Genomic DNA, 16,415 nt, shown 5'->3' on the forward strand with positions numbered 1-16,415 from the left:
GTAGAAGCAGGGTGAAGGGGGTCTACTTAGCCTGGCGGAGCGTGTCAGCCGCATACTGTCGGGCTGTTTCGCGCAGTTGCCGGGCCTGTCGGTTCGTTGGGTCTAACGCCAGTGCCCGGCTGAGGTATTTCTCCGCAGCCGCTGCGTTGGCAAACTGGAGATACGCTTCGGCTACACTCAAACACCGGCTCACCGACTGGCTATCGGCCTGATACGCTTTTTTGTACAGAATAACCTGTGAGGCTTTGTCTTTCAGGTCATTCCAGGCTGCGTTCCGGGCCGCAACATAGGTCAGGTAGGGCAGGGCCGTTTCCGGTTCGTCTATCTTCAGAAGTTGCACACTCAACCGCATGGCAAGGTCTTCGGAAGGCTGCATAGCAAACGCTTTCTGCCAGTAAAAGCGAGTTTTTTCGAGTTGCCGAGCCGCCTGAGCAAGTTTGCCCGCCTGTACATAAAAATCGGGGTTATAGGGGTGTTCGAGCAGCAGGGCTTCTCCTACGCGCAATGCACCGGCAGCATTATTACGTTTCTGATAATGAAGGAGGGCGTTTTGCAGGGCCGCTCCCCATGATAGCTGCCTGACAACCAAGCCACCCGCCAGTTTTTCTTCAACCGTTTTCGGAGACGGAGCGTTGGCCGGTGGAGGCTGGTTGAACGGCCAGCCTTCTTTCAGAATCTCTATTTCGTATTTCCCTTTTAGCGAATCGATGGCGGTGATTGGCATAGTAGCCAGCGACTGTTGAAACGACATGGCCGTTGACCAGTCTGCCTGAATCCGTTTGTCTTCCCGGAGGGCGTTGAAGAAAGCATCGGCCAGCAGCGCGTAGCCCAACAGGTTCGGATGAACATGTTCGAGCAGGGTTTCGCTTCCCAGAATGCCATGCGCCGAGTGCGATTCGAACACCTTTCGGGCATCGACCAAACGAACACCGGTATATTGAGTGGCCAATTTCCTGACGATTGCGTTCATGGCTTCCGGTGCTCTGAACCGGAGCATATCTAATTCTTTCGCCTGCACAAACCGTTTTTTGGCGGCTACGAAATCGCCGGTCTGATACGCCTGCGTAGCTTTCCAAAAAACGGCGTCGGCAGATCGGGACGCCGACGTGGTGTCGCTCACGAACGGCGGAAGGTCTTTTTCGTTGCTTACGAGCGTGCTCAGGTAAACCGGAACCTTGTGCTCCTGAAACAGGGCAAGCGTTAGGCTCATGTTTTCAGAAAACTGCCGGATACCCTGCTGATACAGCTCACCGTCGAGCGGAACGTAGCTGTCGGCGGCCATGCGCTTCATCAGGTTTTCGCGGAGGTCGGTTTGCTGCTTGTGTAACAGGCTACCCGCCCAGCCAATAAACTGGTAAACAGCCTGCACCAGCCGCAGGTCCCGTAGCGTTGCCACCCAGCGGACAACCGCTGGCGAGCCAATCATCCGGTTGGTAGACCCCACGCCCAATGCCCCGTAATACTCGTTGTGGCCGCCGTAAATCAAAACCGCATCTGGCTTATACTGGACGATTTCTTTGGCAAAACCATAGAACGTGTGGGAATTAACCGCCGTTAACCCGACGTTGATAACCTCAAAATGCCGCGCTGGAAACGTAAACAACAGTCGGTGTTGCAGCCACCGGTGAAACGAGCCGTTGTGCAGATACGGATACCCAACCGTGGTTGATTCGCCCAGCACGAAAATCCGAAATGTATTGTCGGGTTTGTTTTTCAAAAAAGGTTCGGCATTGCCTACTGTGGCATTCGCCTGATTTATAAAATAACGTCTCGATGCATCGGGGTTCATCACCCAGTAGTCGGGGCGTTGCGGGTCGGTGATGAACAAGTCCAGGTTATATCCGTACCCTGCCAGCCGCAGCACGCCCTCCACGCCGGTCAGCAACAGCAGCGGTAGCAGCAACGCAGTTAGTTTCAGTAGCCAAACGGGCGTTTTGGTGGCAGGCGCACTCATCGTACTCGTTTCGACAGATTTTTTAGAATGGTAAAATGACCTGATTGCTGCCAGCGTGACGTGTAGGGAGTTGCCGGGGTGCCTGCGACCGAACAATTCGCCAGGAGCACGTCCGGGTCGCCGTCGCCATCTACGTCGCCAACGTCCGCATCGATCCAGCGGCCCCGGCGGTGGCAGTCAATCGACGAAACGCTGAACGTAAAGTTGCCTTTATTTTCATAATAACAGACGCTCTGTTGCGGACGCCGTTTATAATCAGCAAAAAACGCAATCGTTAGCAGGTCGGTATCGCCGTCGTGGTCAACGTCGGCAGGCAGCGTTTTGTAAGCACCGTCATTGGCAAAAAAGCGTTTCTGAACCAGTGAGCCATTGGGTTGTTGCCGGTACAGGTAAAGCCCGTGATACGGTTTCGGCACGGGCGAGTAATCGGCATTATCGCCACAGGTGTAGGCAATATCCAGACGACCATCTCCGTCGAAATCGGTCGATACAAACGAAGTGGAGCCGTAGACCGGCGGCAACCTCAGCAGTATTTTCTCCCGATACCGACCGCCGGGCCGTTGTTCAAATAGCCGAAGCTGCTCGTCGCCCTGCCCAAAAAGGCCGAGTAGGTCCGGCAGTCCATCGCCGGTATAATCTGCTTCGGCAACGCCAACCGACCCGCTGACGTTTGTTAGCGTATGCTGTACGCGAAAATTCGCATCGCGGAGCGCGAGCTGACCCGTCAGAAAACCGAATTCGGCTGTAAGATACCGCTGTTGCGACAACTGATTTTGCGACAGCCGCAGCGACCGAACCGGGCGGTGCAGGGCTTCCGACGAGCCAATCATCTGCCAGCCTTTAGCCGTTTGGCGATACCGATATGCTCCGCCGTTCTTCTGCTCGGTAGGTAGCAGCGAACCCAGTACTGTAACGACGACCTCGGATGGAGTTGGGCAAATATCGCTCACGGGCAACGGAGCGGCCAGCGAATCGAGCCGGTGGCCCTGCGGGTCGAGCAGCCAGATTTTCCGCTGGGCATTGTCGGCAAGCCAGATACATCGGCGGTGCGCATCCCACCGGATGCAGGTAACAGCGGGGGCCGAATCGGCAAGGCGAATCGATGCCCCGGCTGCGAACAACGGGCTAACGGGCATTTGATTGGGCGTATGCGTCAGGGCGTCGGGGGCGTTCTCATCGAAGTAGGCGCAAAGTTCCTGCCATTGCTGTTGGCTCAGGGCGGGTTTTGCCGGTAGGCGTCCGGCAGCCGACAAATCAAACAAAAGCGACTGCTCCGCCAGCGTGGGAGCCGACGGAACGATGCCTAAATAAAGCCCCATGACCGGCAAAACGCTTGCCGACCAGCTTTTTCGGTCGAGTAATTGGGGTGAAGCGAACTGATGGCACCCGGCGCAGTGCTGCTGGGCCAGCCGTTCCCCCGCCGAAGGGGCACCCTGGCACCCAACCAGCAGGGGGGCGGCAGTTAAGAGTATGAGAATAAACCGTCTCAGAGCGCAGGTGGTCAAGTGGTTAGTGAAAATACACGGAAATGCCCGGCTTTTTAATTTCCGGGCATTTCCGTGTGAAGAAGGCAATTAATAACCAGGATTCTGCCTAATCAGCGCATTGGCTTCGGCCTCCTGCTGCGGAATGGGCTGGGCATAATCGGTAGGGTCAAACTGAATCGGGCCGCTTCGCACACTCTGGTAATACGCAGCTTCCTGGGGGCCTATCTTCCAGCGACGCACGTCGAACCACCACTGTCCCTCGCCATAGAGTTCGGCCCAGCGTTCGTACCGTAGCGGATTATTGCCCAAAACGGGGTCGGAGGCCATCGTTCGGTCGGTCAGACTGCGATAATCAACCGGACTCGGTGCGTTGGGCGGGAAGCCATACGCTCGTCGTTTCACCCGATTAATAAATTCCAGCCCCTGCGTGGGGTTGCCGGTCTGGATGAGCACTTCCGCGTAGAGCAGAAACACGTCGGCCATGCGCAGCCAGTAGAAGTTGGAGCCGTTGTTCTGGTTCACGTCGCCTTCAGTACCCACTTTATTAACGAATTTGCCGAACGACCAGGCATGGAAAGCATTGCCGGGCACTGCCGTAAACTGGGTAATGGGTCTTCGGCGTCCACCTACCAGTATCGAATCGACAAAGGGCTGTTGCGTGCCAATCCAGAGTCGGGGGTCGGCCAGTTGCTGGTTGCGGATAGTGAGCGAACGCTGGATGTAAGCCGGGTCGGGAATCTGCCGCAGGTTATCCAGGCTGACCGGGCGGTTGGCGTCGAAACGTGGGTTATTGATATAGTTGATGATAGGTTCTCGAAAACCGTACCGCTCCAGCGTTTTATCGTGCGGAAACACGTTCGACCAGCCCGAACCGGTCGGTTGTCCATTATCGCCCATAAACGACGGTGCCTGCACCATACCCACGCTCGAACCCGCCGAACGGTCGCCCCAGGCTCCCCAGGTATTACGGTCGATGTTCATGTTAATTTCATCGACCGATTCGACATTGTACTCATTCTCACCGTTGAACATATTTCGGTAAACGGTGAACGGCACCAACGTTTTGCCGCTGTTGTTGATAACGGCTTCGAGGTTGGTGCGGGCATTGGTGTAGTCCTGAATGAAGGTATAGACCTTTCCCAGAAACCCTTTAACGGCCCAGGTGCTGATGCGGTGGCGGTCGTTGCCGGTCCAGACCTTGTTGGCCAGCAGTTCGTCGGCCCGGCGCAGGTCGGCAATGATGAAGTCCCAGGTCTGCCTGACGGTTGCCCGCTCCGTCCGCGTTTCGGTCAGGGTAGACGCAACGGTGGTAACCAAAGGCATACCTAATTTGTCGCCCCCGGTCGTGCCCAGCAGCATATCTTCATTCCAGAAACCGGCCAGATAGTAATAAAACCAGGCGCGGAGGTAGCGGGTCTGCCCCTCTATTTCGCGCAACCGGGTTTCATTTTCCGGGCGGGCAAACTGCCGCCGGAACTCTTCGATGCTAACTAACAGCGTGTTAGCCCGTTGAACGCCCCGCCAGGCATCCCGCCAGGTTTCAGTCATAAATTCATTGTCGGGGCGGGTGTTGTTCTGGTTCATTTCATTCCAGAACTGAAACCCTACCCACGACTGGTCCTGGGTGTGGTCGAAAGAGTTGGTATTCTTACCAAACATATTGTGCCCATACAGCCCAAATGCGTGGCGGTTGGCATACACGCCATTCAGCATCAGGTCAAGATGAGCGACGGTGGTTGGGAAATTATCGGAAGTCAGACTGTTGGGGTCCTCTGTTTCCAGAAAATCTTCCCGGCAGGCCAGCAGGCCAAAAGCCAGACCAAGTGCTGTCAGGCAACAAATCAGGTAGTTTCGCATGATTTTCATTGGAACGATACGTTTAAGTCAGTTTCAGAACGACATATCCAGGCCGAGTGCAAACATTTGGGTGCGTGGGAATGTGCCGAAGCTATCGATGCCCCGCGAGGTGGCGGCACCTGCTCCGTTCCGGGTAGCCAACGACGAAATTTCGGGGTCAAGGCCAGAATAACGCGTAATCGTAAACAGGTTCTGCGCCATCAAATAAACGCGGGCCGACCCAATTCGGGCTTTGCTGAGGAGCGTCTGGGGCAGGTTATAGCCAACCTGGAGATTGGTGAGCCGCAGAAAGCCGCCCGGCTCCACAAAGTGGCTCGATACGTTGCCGTAGTTGCTGTTTGGGTCGCGGACATACACGCGCTGCCCCTGTGCATTGGTAACAAACGTGCCGGTACGGGGCTTGTCGGTCAGTCCGTTGGTGCCGAAAAATGAAGTCTCGAAAATGTTGGCCGTGGTGTTATTGTCGCCTACGAAGAAATCGGTGTACGAACGAACGCCGTTGTATATGTCTACGCCCGCCACCCCTGTAAAGACGGCATTAAGATCGAACTGCTTCCATTGCAGCCCCGTCGTAAGCCCGTAAATAGCTGCCGGCCAGGGGTTGCCGATGAAGGTGCGGTCGTCGAGCGTAATGCGCCCGTCGTTGTTCAGGTCGCGGAAAATCAGGTCGCCGGCTCCGGCTCCGGTTTGCGTAACGCCCCGCTCCGTCACGGCGGCATCGGTGGCGAAAATACCATCGACAACGTAGCCGAAGAACTGCCCGAAGGGTTGCCCAACGGCGGTTCGGGCTACGCTCGTGCGCCACACGTCGCCAGGCCGCCCTTCGTCGAATGGCGTGTTGCGAACGCCATCGAGGTTAAGCACCCGGTTTCTGTTAAAGGCTACGTTGCCACCGATGGCATACGATAAATTACCTTTGCGCCCCCGGTAATCGGCAGCCAGTTCAAGCCCTCTGTTCTGCACGCTGCCCACGTTCACGAAGGTGATGTTGCTCAGGCCCGCCGAAAACGGCGTCGGAACCCGATAGAGTACGTCTTCGCTGCGTCGGTTATACCAGTCAACGGTAATGTTCAGCCGGTTGTTGAGCAAGCCAATGTCCATACCGATGTCGGTCTGCCGAACGGTTTCCCACTGTAGTTCGGTATTGGCTAAGGTGAGTGTGCGTCCAAATCCCTGCACGCGGCTACCGTCGGGCAGGCCGGTAATGTTCTGAAAACTAAACTGTTCGAGAAACTGAAACGGGTCAACATTGGCAATGCCGAGCACGCCGTATCCGCCCCGGAGCTTCAGATTCGAGAGGAACGACACATTTTTCAGGAAGTTCTCTTCGCTGATTTTCCAGCCTGCCGAAAAGCCCGGAAACACGCCCCATTTCCGGGCCGTCTCGAACCGGTCGGTGCCATCGCGACGCACGTTGACTGTCAAAAAGTATTTTCCGGCATAATTGTAGTTCAGGCGACCAAACTGAGACAACAACCGACGGAATGGAAACCGGTTAAAGCCGTTGGTGATGAGCCGGTTGTTGGGATCGCTGCTGAGCAGAAACGAACTGGCCACCGGCACCGTAAACCCGTTGGCCGTTCCGTCGAGCCGTGAGCCATCTTCGCGATAGGCTTCGTAGCCCACCATAGCCTTGATGTCGTGCCGCCCGAAGGTGCGCCCGTAGGTGAGCGTGAAGTTGGCCGTATAGTTTTCCTGATTGAACATGCTCTGAGAGAGCGTAGCGTTCGGATTGCGCAGCGTTCCGTAGCTGAACGCTTCCTGGAAATTCTGAAAGCGGTTGTTAATCAGCGAAGCACCAAGCGTAGTGCGAAGGTTAAGACCGGAAACGATTTCCCAGTCGGCGAAGATATTGCCCTCGATGGCCGAGCGGACGTCGCTAATACGCTGGCTGAGGTTTGCGCCTACGGGGTTGGCTCCTTCGTAAAAACCGCCGGGGGTACGGCCCCAGCCTCCCAGTTCGTTGGCCGGGTCGAACACCGGCATCAGGGGCGTTGAGCGGAATGGGATGCCCCCACCCGTGTTTCGGAAGTTACCCCGCCACATGTAAAGGCTCTGCCCAACTTTAAACTTCTGCGAAAGCTGATAGTCGGAGTTGATTCGGAGGTTCAGCCGCTCGGCAAACGTGTTGATGACCACACCGTCTTCCCGCTGATAGTTGGCCGATACAAAGTAGTTAGACCGCTCGCCACCGCCGGTAATCGACAGCGAATGGTTCTGCTCAGCCCCGGTGCGATACAACTCATTGATCCAGTCGGTATCAGGCTGTTGATTCAGCGGGCCAGCCGAGGCCACGCTAAAGCCGAAGTTCTCGCGGGCCAGCGCGTACTGGTCGCGTCGTAGCAGCGAAAACATGTTGGTAGCCTGCCGGATACCATACCACGAACTTAGGTTGACTACAGGCCGGTTGGCTTTGTTGCCGCGTTTAGTGGTTATCAGAATCACCCCTCCGGCAGCATCGACCCCGTAGATGGCGGCTGCCGAAGCATCTTTGAGTACCTCGATGGATTCGATGTCCTGTACGTTGAAGTTAAACCCGGTTCCTGAAATCCGCATCCCGTCGACAATGTACAGCGGTGGCATTCCGTTGATGGAACCGGGACCGCGAATCAGGATGTCGGCCCCGGCCCCCGGTGCTCCAGACCCTTTCGTGACCTGTACGCCCGCCAGTCGGCCCTGCAATGCTTCGTTGACACTCCGCACGGGCATATTTTTGATGTCTTCGCCCCGCACCGACGCTACCGAACCGGTTACGTCGGACCGTTTCTGGGTGCCGTAGCCTACCACCACAACCTCCTCAAGGCTTTTGGGGTCGGCCTGCATCTGCACGTTGATGGTGGTTTGCCCGTTAATGGCAACCTCCTGGGTCAGCAGCCCAACAAACGAGAATACCAGTGCCCGGGCCTGCTCCGGCACGCTGAGCGTGTATTCTCCACGGGCGTTGGTGACGGTGCCGATGGTGGTGCCTTTTACCACCACGTTCACCCCCGGAACACCCTCCTTGTTTTCAACAGACGTTACCCGGCCCGTTATCTGTATATCCCGAAACGGAACGACTTCCGGTTGTGTATTTGGCGCACTGGCTTCGTTCGTCGGAATCTGTGAACTACTGCCCTGTTTATAACTCAACACAACGGTCCGGTCGATCAGGCGATAGGAGACACCCACTGGCCGGAACAGCGTTTCCAGTACCGATACCAGCCGTTCATCGCTGACTTTCAGCGTTATTTTGCGGGTGGCCTGAATAAGCTGAGGGCTGTACATGAATTTTACATCGGCCTCCCGCTCAATTTGGTGCAGGACGTATTTTATGTCTCGATTCTCGATTTGCAGCGTTAGGCGCGTGTTGAGAATGTCCTGAGCCATGGAATCTTTTGCCGAAGACAAACTACAGAAAGCTAACGCGAACAGCGTTTGCAGTAGAGAAATCTGGATGTATCTCCAGAGCGGAACCGGAATTCTCATGTACGTTTGCATAGTAGTGATAGAACATGTTTGAAAAGAGGAAACTGGTTTGCGTGTTATGCCGGTACGTATGCGTTTGGGTTAAAAATGATTGAGGAATAATCTGGAGGTAAGTGCGTTAGTGGCAGACGACGCCCGAAAGCACAACCTGCCCATCAATGACCTGATAGCTGGCGTTGAGAGCCTCACAAATCAAATCGAGCGAGGTATAGAGTGATTGCTGCGAAAGAGTAGCTGTCAGCGTACAGGACGAAGCCGATACCTCGTCGTACACGATTGTGATGCCGTACATTGTTTCTAATCGACGGAACACCTCCCGCACGGGTGTTTCATCGAAATGAAGGGCCTGCTCCTGCTGGGGCAGTCGAAGCACAATAGGATTTTCTACCAGCGTTTTGGTTAGCTCCTCGCGGTTGTTCTCATAAACCGCTGCCTGATTCGGCAAGAGCACCATCGGGTCGCGACGACCGGCTGCCCGTGGCGACACCGACACTTTTCCGTCAAGCACCGATACAACAGTCGACAGGCGACTCTCCGAAACCCGGAAGCGGGTGCCTAACACTTTGGTCACCAACCGGTTGGCGTATACATAGAAAGGCTGGTGGGCTGCGTGTGCCACGTCAAAGAACCCTTCCCCGTTCAGGTAAACCGTTCGGTTTCCGGTGCCAAAGCGGGCCGGTAATCGCAAACGACTACCGGGTGAGAGCACCACCATCGACCCATCACTCAGGCGGTAGCGTTTGGGGGTCTTTCCGTCGTTTCGGTAAGTTTGGAGCGGCTGGGTTGTCTGTTCAATGGATTTGGTCAGGCTGTCGGCCTGTAGTGGCTCCTGCGGCTTGCTGATAAACCAGTAACCAATTCCTGCCAGCAGAGCTATCGAAGCTGCCGCTGCCAGCGGCCACAGCCGCCATACGCCGGAGGGCCACAGCGGTCGGGTCTGCTCGTGTTCGGCAGCATCTGCGTAAGCGGTCGTCTGAATACGTTGCCAGAGTTCTTCAACCTTATTCTCTGGCAGGCGCACCAGCGCGTATTGCCTTCGCCCGGCAGCCAGCGTTCGAATAATATAGACAGCTTCTTCCCACATGGGGCGGCACTGCGGATGACTCACCAGCCAGTCGGTCCAGAACTGTTCCGACTCGGCGGAGGGGTTCTGGCAGCTTTCCAGAAAGTAATCGTCCGTAACGAGTTCGGCCAGAGAATAAGTTTCGTATGCGGGCATATAGATAACTGTATACCCGGAAATACGCGGAGTCGGTTTTGGTACTCAGTGTTTTGAAAAAAAATCAATAAGACCCAAAAAACAGCATCAGCAGACTGGCTGCCGTCTGACAGAAGGCTTTGCGCAGCGTATCGATGGCGCGGAAAAGTAGATTTTTAGCCGATTGAGGCTGAATGTTCAGCAGGTCAGCAATTTGTTGGTGAGAAAGGTTTTCGTAGAACCGAAGCCGGACAATCTCCTGCTGACGGGGAGGGAGTTCGCGCAGACAATCTGACACTTTCGTCTGCTGCCGTAAGGCTTCTTCATCCTGTTCAGTTGATAGTGAGGCCGGGTCAATGAGTAAGGTCGATAAAGAAATTTCCTGCATCCGGCCAGCCGTGTCAATCAGACGAATGAGCCGGTTTTTAAGTGCCTTCAGTAAGTAGAATTTTACATTGTCGGTATAAGAAATGCGGTCGCGTTTGTGCCACACCTCCGTAAAAACATCGTGTATAGCATCCAGAACGGCATCTTCGTCGGCCCAAATACTCAGGCCATATCGATAAAGTGAATGAACATGGGTACGGTAGATATGCTCAAAAGCAGCCGAATCACCCTGTTTAAGGGCAATCCAGCATTCGTCAGGTTGACCTGAGTATTCGCCTTTTGGCATTTTTCTTATAAATAATAGTCAATTCTGACTAACGCGCTGGACGCGGAATTGTTTCGTTTAGAATCATTTGCTGGTTCAGTTAATTTTAATTAGGACGATCTCAGGCTACGTCGATGGCCCGGTAGGCTTGCAGCGCGGCCATTGCACCCGCTTTTCCAGGCTTGCTTAGCCCATGTTCCATGCCCACAAAACCTCGGTAGCCTTTGTTATACACGTGCTTCATCACGTTCGGGTAGTTGATTTCGCCGGAGGTTGGTTCGTTACGACCCGGTGTGTCACCTATCTGGATATATCCGATTTCGTCCCAGGCATAGTCGAGGGTGGCTAACAAATGGCCTTCCTGCACCTGCACGTGGTAGAAATCGAACAATACTTTTACCTGCGGGCGACCCACGGCTTTGGCGAGGGCATAAGCCTGCGGAATGGTATGCAAAAACATATTGGGGTGATCGACTCGGTGATTCATCGATTCCATGACCATCACAAGACCGTGCGGTTCGTAGATGTCGGCAATGCGCTTGAGCAGATCAATGGCGTTGGCCATCTGAAAATCCCAGGGCAATCGCATATCCGATACGCCCAACACGTTATGAATCAGCTTCGTATTCATCCGTTTGGCAATATCGACCGATGCCCGTATGTCGGCCAGAACGGCGTTGCGGAGGCTTGCATCGCGCCCGGCAAATGTGATGTCCTTGAAGGTCATCGTACCCACGAACTGCCCAAATTCCATGCCTAACTGCTGCACGGTTTTGCTGATGCGTTCCTGTTCGGCCACCGATTTAAATTTGAGACCTGTGTTTTCCCAGGCCCGGAAACCCTGCTCGTGCCCCCACCTGATTTCGTCGACGGGGTCGGTGGGGGCAAGTCCTTTAAAAATTCCGAACTCAGGTGAGAATTTGACGTTGAAGGGGGAGCCTTTCGGCATGGCTGTCGCGTCGGGCGCGGTGAAGCCACCCAGAACGGTGGCCCCGGCGAAGAGACTGTTTTGAACGAATGAACGGCGGTGCATACTGGTGAACGAGTTACCGTAGAATAGCCTGATCGGTTTCGGGGTCTTGATCCTGACCCAACAGAAACGCCATCAGGTCAGCCATTTCCTGCTGGGTAAGTAACTGATCCAATCCCTGCGGCATCATCGACGTGTTTTGCAACTCCATCGACAGCATGTCTGACCGGGCAATGCGTACCGACGAGGTCTGCGCCGTTCCCAGCACAATGACCGTTGGCGTTTGTTCCTGAATGATGCCCGTATGCTCACCTGTTCTGGTTTTTATACGGTACGTTTCGTATTCCCGAACAAAGCTAACATTCGGATACACAATGGCTTCCAGTAAATCATGCGCCGAACGGTCGCGTTGAATCGACGTTAAGTCGGGTCCTAATTTGCCGCCTTCGCCCCGTATCTGATGGCAGGTCGAGCAGATGGCTTTGCCGTAGAACAGCGTGCGCCCCCGCTCCATGTCGCCGTCGGCAATCCGATTTTCCATTGCTTTCAACCGCTCTAACCGCCCGGCCTGAACGCGCCGTAGGTTAGCCATCAGCCGGTCGGTCTGTGGTTTGATTTCCGGCGGGTAGTCAGCGAAAATAGCGTTGAGATTTTCTTCCGAAAAACTATCTAAACTTGGGGAGTCGGCAAGGGTATTGGCCAGTGCAACACCGATAGGAGCTGCGTGAGCACCTTTAAACATGGGCACGATACGGGGCAGACTAAACGCATCGGCTTTGGGTAAATACTCCTGCGCGATTTTCAGCAAGTGAGCATCGGTTAATTTACCCTGAGCCAGCACTGTAGCGGCCTGTTGCCGGATGGGCGCATCGGCCCCGGCGGTCAACTGCCCGTATAAGTACGTAAAATGGCCGTCGCTGAATGCCGGTTGGGTCTTGAGCAAGGTTGCCACCGCGCCCATCCGTAGCGACGCTGGATTCTGCGCATCGTCGGCCACCTGCCGGAGTTGTCCTGTCAGCGCGGTCAGGCTTCGTAAGCTCGCTACTTCCAGCGCGCGGGCCTGCGTAGCCGGTTGATTGGGTACTACGAGTTGCTGCCCGATACGCTCGACCCAAAGGGCAGGCAGTTTTTCGCCCGGAAAGCGGGCCATTGTGGTTAATATGAACAACTTACGGGCAGGTGGGGCCGTTTGCAGTTGATCGGCCATGAATTGCTGCATCGTGGTATTGCCACTGAAGGCAACCAGCATATCGCCAAACAACTGCTCCTCATCGGGGGTAAGGGCCGCGCCAGCAAAGCGAGTTTTTAAAAAAGCGGCCATCTCCCCTGCCCAGGCTGGATGATGCGATGCAACCCAGAGCGCAGTACGCTGGAGGGTTTTGTTTGGGCTGTTGAGGAACGCCGTGATCTGATTGGCCCGCAACGGCGAAGGGCGCATTTGGTCGAGCGCAATCAGGGCGGCTTCCTGCACCAACGGCGAGGGTGGTCCGACGTTTCGCGGTCCGACGTTTCGGTTTGTCAAGGCCGCTTCAAGGAGTTTTGGCTGGTTCAGCGTGATGAGCGAATAGATGAGCGCGTGCCGAACAAAGCGATCTTCGGTTTTGCCCGTAGCGGCCAGTAACGCCGGAACCGCCTTGCTGTCGGCCAACTGACCCAATGCCGTTGCAGCCTGCCGACGGCTTGCCAGATCGCCTTTGGCGACCATTGCCAGCAATTGGGGCATGGCTTCGGCATCTTTTGCTAACCCTACCGACCGGGCAGCCGCCACCCGAACCTGCACGTCGGCATCGGACAGCGCAGCCCGAACACCCGCCAGAGCCGGTGGCGTACCAATGCGGTAGAGGGCGAAAACCGCTTTAGTGCGGGCATCCACCCGTTTCGACTGGCGCAAAACGGCGATGAGGGGAGCAACGGCGGCATTGCCTGCGTCGACCAATCGCTCAATAGCCCGGTCGCAAACCGTTGGTCGTGAGTCGGTTAAATAGCTCGCGGCTTTATTGGGCGAGAGGGTAGTCCACACAATCTGATTGCCGTAAGGGTCGGCTGTTTTGGGCGCATCTTTCCGGCGAACCCGGTAGATGCTGCCGGGCAACTCGGCTTTGGAAACCTGCGAGAGCGGGCAACCCTGAATAAACCAACCGCCCGTTTCAACGACCAGCAAACTCCCATCGGCATCTTCGAGTACGTCGGTGGGGTGAAAATCTTCGTCTTTGGTCGAGAAAAATACCTCGTCTTCGGTACGAAACGACGCCCCTTCCCGAATCAGTTTGTGCCGTAACACCCGGTGCGTATTGAACTGCGCACTGAACAGATTATCCTTAAAATCGGCCCCAAACGCCGTGTGCCGATACCGCCCGATACCCGACGGAGCCACCCGCGAATACCTGGAAACGACCGGCATTAGCTCGCCCGTGCGGACTAAACTATCGCGGGTAATGTTGTTATTGGGTTTGGGATACACGCCCCCTTCGGTCCAGTACACGAGCGCGTCGCGTTGACCGGCCTGCGGGTCGGTGAAGTAGGTTTCGGTGCCGATGGGTTCAGCCGCTTCGGTAAACGTCAGTTCGACGGGGTTGTTCATGCCACCCGCCGAAATCCACTCCAGCCGCGAACCGTCGGGACGCACCCGCCAGATGCGGGCGGTGCCACCTTTGAGCCGTTGGCCTTCCTGCGTGGTCACGTCGAAACCCATGATGGCACTGGTCATGTGGAGCCAGCCGTCTGGCCCCATAAACGGCCCAATCAGGCTATTGGCGTTCACGTTGAGGGTCCAGCCGGTGAGCAGCACCTCGCGCTTATCGGCCACACCATCGTTATTGGTGTCGGTAAATTTGATGAGGTCGGGGGCCGACGTGGCGTATAAACTGCCTTTGTAGAATACGCCACCCTGCGGAAAGCCCACGTTATCGGCGTAGATAGTGCTTTTGTCGTATTTGCCGTCGCCGTTGGTGTCGGTAAGCAGCTTGATCCGAAACTGTGGGTTGTCGAGCGCGTCTTTGGTTTTTTTATAAACGTGCCCAATGGATTCAAAAACAAACAGCCGCCCGGTTTCGTCGAGGGTCGAAAACATGGGAAAGTCGACCAGATCCGGTCCGGCAGCAACCTCAACGGTGTACCCATCGGGTACGGTGATTTCGGCTGTTTTCCCGGCAGTGGTTGTGGGGGCGTTGGTTCGTTGCGAGGTTGAGCCTACCAGTAAGAGCAGCAGACCCGCCAGGCAGGCAGTGCCAATGGCCGACGAAATGAAGCGTGAAGGGTGCATGGGTTGATCCTGAATTGATTTGGGTAATATCGGCTATAATCTGGGTGGGTCTGGGTGGATTGGTATGGTGTGCAGATAGTCTAATTGCGTTATTTGCTATATGGCAGATCAATTGATAAAGCTACTACTTTTAACGTCCGTTTGTGGGTTAACCGCCTGTAAACGTGCAGAACCTGTTACAACGCCCGCTCCGGCCATTTCCTCGACACTGGTGAATGTAACGCTCGATGCCACCATGACCTACCAGACCATTGTCGGGTTTGGCGGGTTTGGTGCACAAAACGTTTACTGGTCAAACGGCCCTTTCACCAGCGACCGATTCGTAAATGATATTGTGACCGATCTCGGCTGCACCATTATTCGCGATGAAGTGCCAACCTCGTTTGAGATTGACAACGACAATGCCGACCCCGCCGTAACCGACCTGACGAGGTTTAACCTCACCCGGCGCATTGCAGGGCATCACGTGCCGTTTGGCGACCGGGTGCCGCACCTGAAAGCCTTGCGGGAAGCTGGTGTTCAAACGTTCATCGCGTCGGTTTGGAGTCCGGCACCGTGGATGAAATGGAACAACCGCATCGACAACGGTACGCAACAAAACTCCGCCCCGGCTTATAATCGTAATCCTACGTCAGCCAGTAATCAGCTAAAAATAGAAAACTACGAGGAATTTGCTGAGAGTTGCGTGGCCTATTGTCGCATCTTCAAGCGCGAAATCGGCGTTGACCTCTACGGGCTGAGCGTTCAGAACGAACCACGTTTTTCGCAGTCGTATCAGTCGTGCGTCTACGACGGCGAAGCCCTGCGCGACGTATTGAAGGTGGTAGGTCGGCGGTTCAAAAAAGAAGGTCTCACTACCAAACTCTTCATGCCTGAAGACGTGGGCTGGCTCGACGGTGTGCGAAGCATGACCCTGCCCACCCTGAACGACCCCGAAGCCCGGCAATATGTGGGCATGGTGGCTACACACGGCTACGCCCTCGACGGGGTGCAACCGGCCTCGACCGATGCCAGCACCTGGCGAACCATGTATGGCTGGGGCCAACCCTACAACCTGCCACTCTGGATGACCGAAACGTCGGGCTTCAAAAACAACCACGAAGGCGCAATGGCCCTGGCAAAAGCCATGTACACGGCGTTTCGGTTTGGTAATGTGTCGGCCTGGGTGTTCTGGTCGCTGAGCGAGGAAAATGCGTCTGATTACGCACTGCTGACTTCTAACGGTATCAAAAGCAAACGATATTGGGTCTCAAAACAGTTTTATCGTTACGTCCGGCCCGGTGCCGTGCGGGTCGAAGCCAATAGTGCCGATGCTGATGTGTTGCCACTGGCCTTCGTGAAAGACGGCCTTCCAATCCTGGTAATCAGCAATGTCGGCACAACCAACAAAACCATTCGTGTAAAGGGCGACGGCGTTTCAACCCAATACAAGGTGTTTCTGACATCGGCTACCGACAACTGTAACGAACTCACTGCCGTAAAAGCGGGCGAATCTGTCACGATTCCGGCGCAGGGCGTGGTAACGCTGGTTGGCGCGAAGTAGGATGAAAAACAGTTCGCTGTCGAAAAC

The 16,415-nt window shown here is 55.4% G+C and carries 9 protein-coding genes; 1 reads left to right on the forward strand and 8 read right to left on the reverse strand.

The window, feature by feature from the left end; all coding sequences use genetic code 11:
• Positions 1–22: 22 nt before the first annotated feature.
• The 8 genes from AWR27_RS01865 to AWR27_RS01900 all read right to left on the reverse strand — a co-directional run bounded on the left by AWR27_RS01865 (position 23) and on the right by AWR27_RS01900 (position 14,845).
• On the reverse strand, positions 23–1,954 hold the full coding sequence (locus AWR27_RS01865; RefSeq protein WP_077129620.1) for an SGNH/GDSL hydrolase family protein: 1,932 nt from the start codon (positions 1,952–1,954) through the stop codon (positions 23–25).
• Positions 1,951–3,459 carry an FG-GAP repeat domain-containing protein gene (locus AWR27_RS01870; protein WP_157579071.1) on the reverse strand — a complete coding sequence of 503 codons (1,509 nt, stop codon included), beginning with the start codon at positions 3,457–3,459 and terminating at the stop codon, positions 1,951–1,953. Before AWR27_RS01870 ends, AWR27_RS01865 begins: the two co-directional genes overlap by 4 nt.
• A gap of 69 nt (positions 3,460–3,528) precedes the next feature.
• The gene (locus AWR27_RS01875) at positions 3,529–5,307 is read right to left on the reverse strand and encodes a RagB/SusD family nutrient uptake outer membrane protein (RefSeq protein WP_077129622.1); all 1,779 of its coding nucleotides are present in this window, start codon (positions 5,305–5,307) and stop codon (positions 3,529–3,531) included.
• A gap of 24 nt (positions 5,308–5,331) precedes the next feature.
• On the reverse strand, positions 5,332–8,664 hold the full coding sequence (locus AWR27_RS01880; RefSeq protein ID WP_198045091.1) for a TonB-dependent receptor: 3,333 nt from the start codon (positions 8,662–8,664) through the stop codon (positions 5,332–5,334).
• A 217-nt stretch (positions 8,665–8,881) separates the two neighbouring features.
• On the reverse strand, positions 8,882–9,982 hold the full coding sequence (locus AWR27_RS01885; RefSeq protein ID WP_077129624.1) for a FecR family protein: 1,101 nt from the start codon (positions 9,980–9,982) through the stop codon (positions 8,882–8,884).
• Positions 9,983–10,046: 64 nt separating this feature from the next.
• Positions 10,047–10,634: an RNA polymerase sigma factor gene (locus AWR27_RS01890; protein WP_077129625.1), complete on the reverse strand. Its 588-nt coding sequence runs from the start codon at positions 10,632–10,634 to the stop codon at positions 10,047–10,049.
• Between the two features lie 100 nt (positions 10,635–10,734).
• Positions 10,735–11,646, reverse strand: a complete 912-nt coding sequence (locus AWR27_RS01895) for a hydroxypyruvate isomerase family protein (protein ID WP_077129626.1) — start codon at positions 11,644–11,646, stop codon at positions 10,735–10,737.
• A gap of 13 nt (positions 11,647–11,659) precedes the next feature.
• The gene (locus AWR27_RS01900) at positions 11,660–14,845 is read right to left on the reverse strand and encodes a PVC-type heme-binding CxxCH protein (protein ID WP_077129627.1); all 3,186 of its coding nucleotides are present in this window, start codon (positions 14,843–14,845) and stop codon (positions 11,660–11,662) included.
• 100 nt (positions 14,846–14,945) lie between these two features.
• On the opposite strand from AWR27_RS01900, the gene AWR27_RS01905 reads away from it, so the two are divergent.
• On the forward strand, positions 14,946–16,388 hold the full coding sequence (locus AWR27_RS01905) for a glycoside hydrolase (RefSeq protein WP_157579074.1): 1,443 nt from the start codon (positions 14,946–14,948) through the stop codon (positions 16,386–16,388).
• The last annotated feature ends 27 nt before the right edge of the window (positions 16,389–16,415 follow it).

Source organism: Spirosoma montaniterrae (assembly GCF_001988955.1).
Lineage (GTDB): Bacteria > Bacteroidota > Bacteroidia > Cytophagales > Spirosomataceae > Spirosoma > Spirosoma montaniterrae.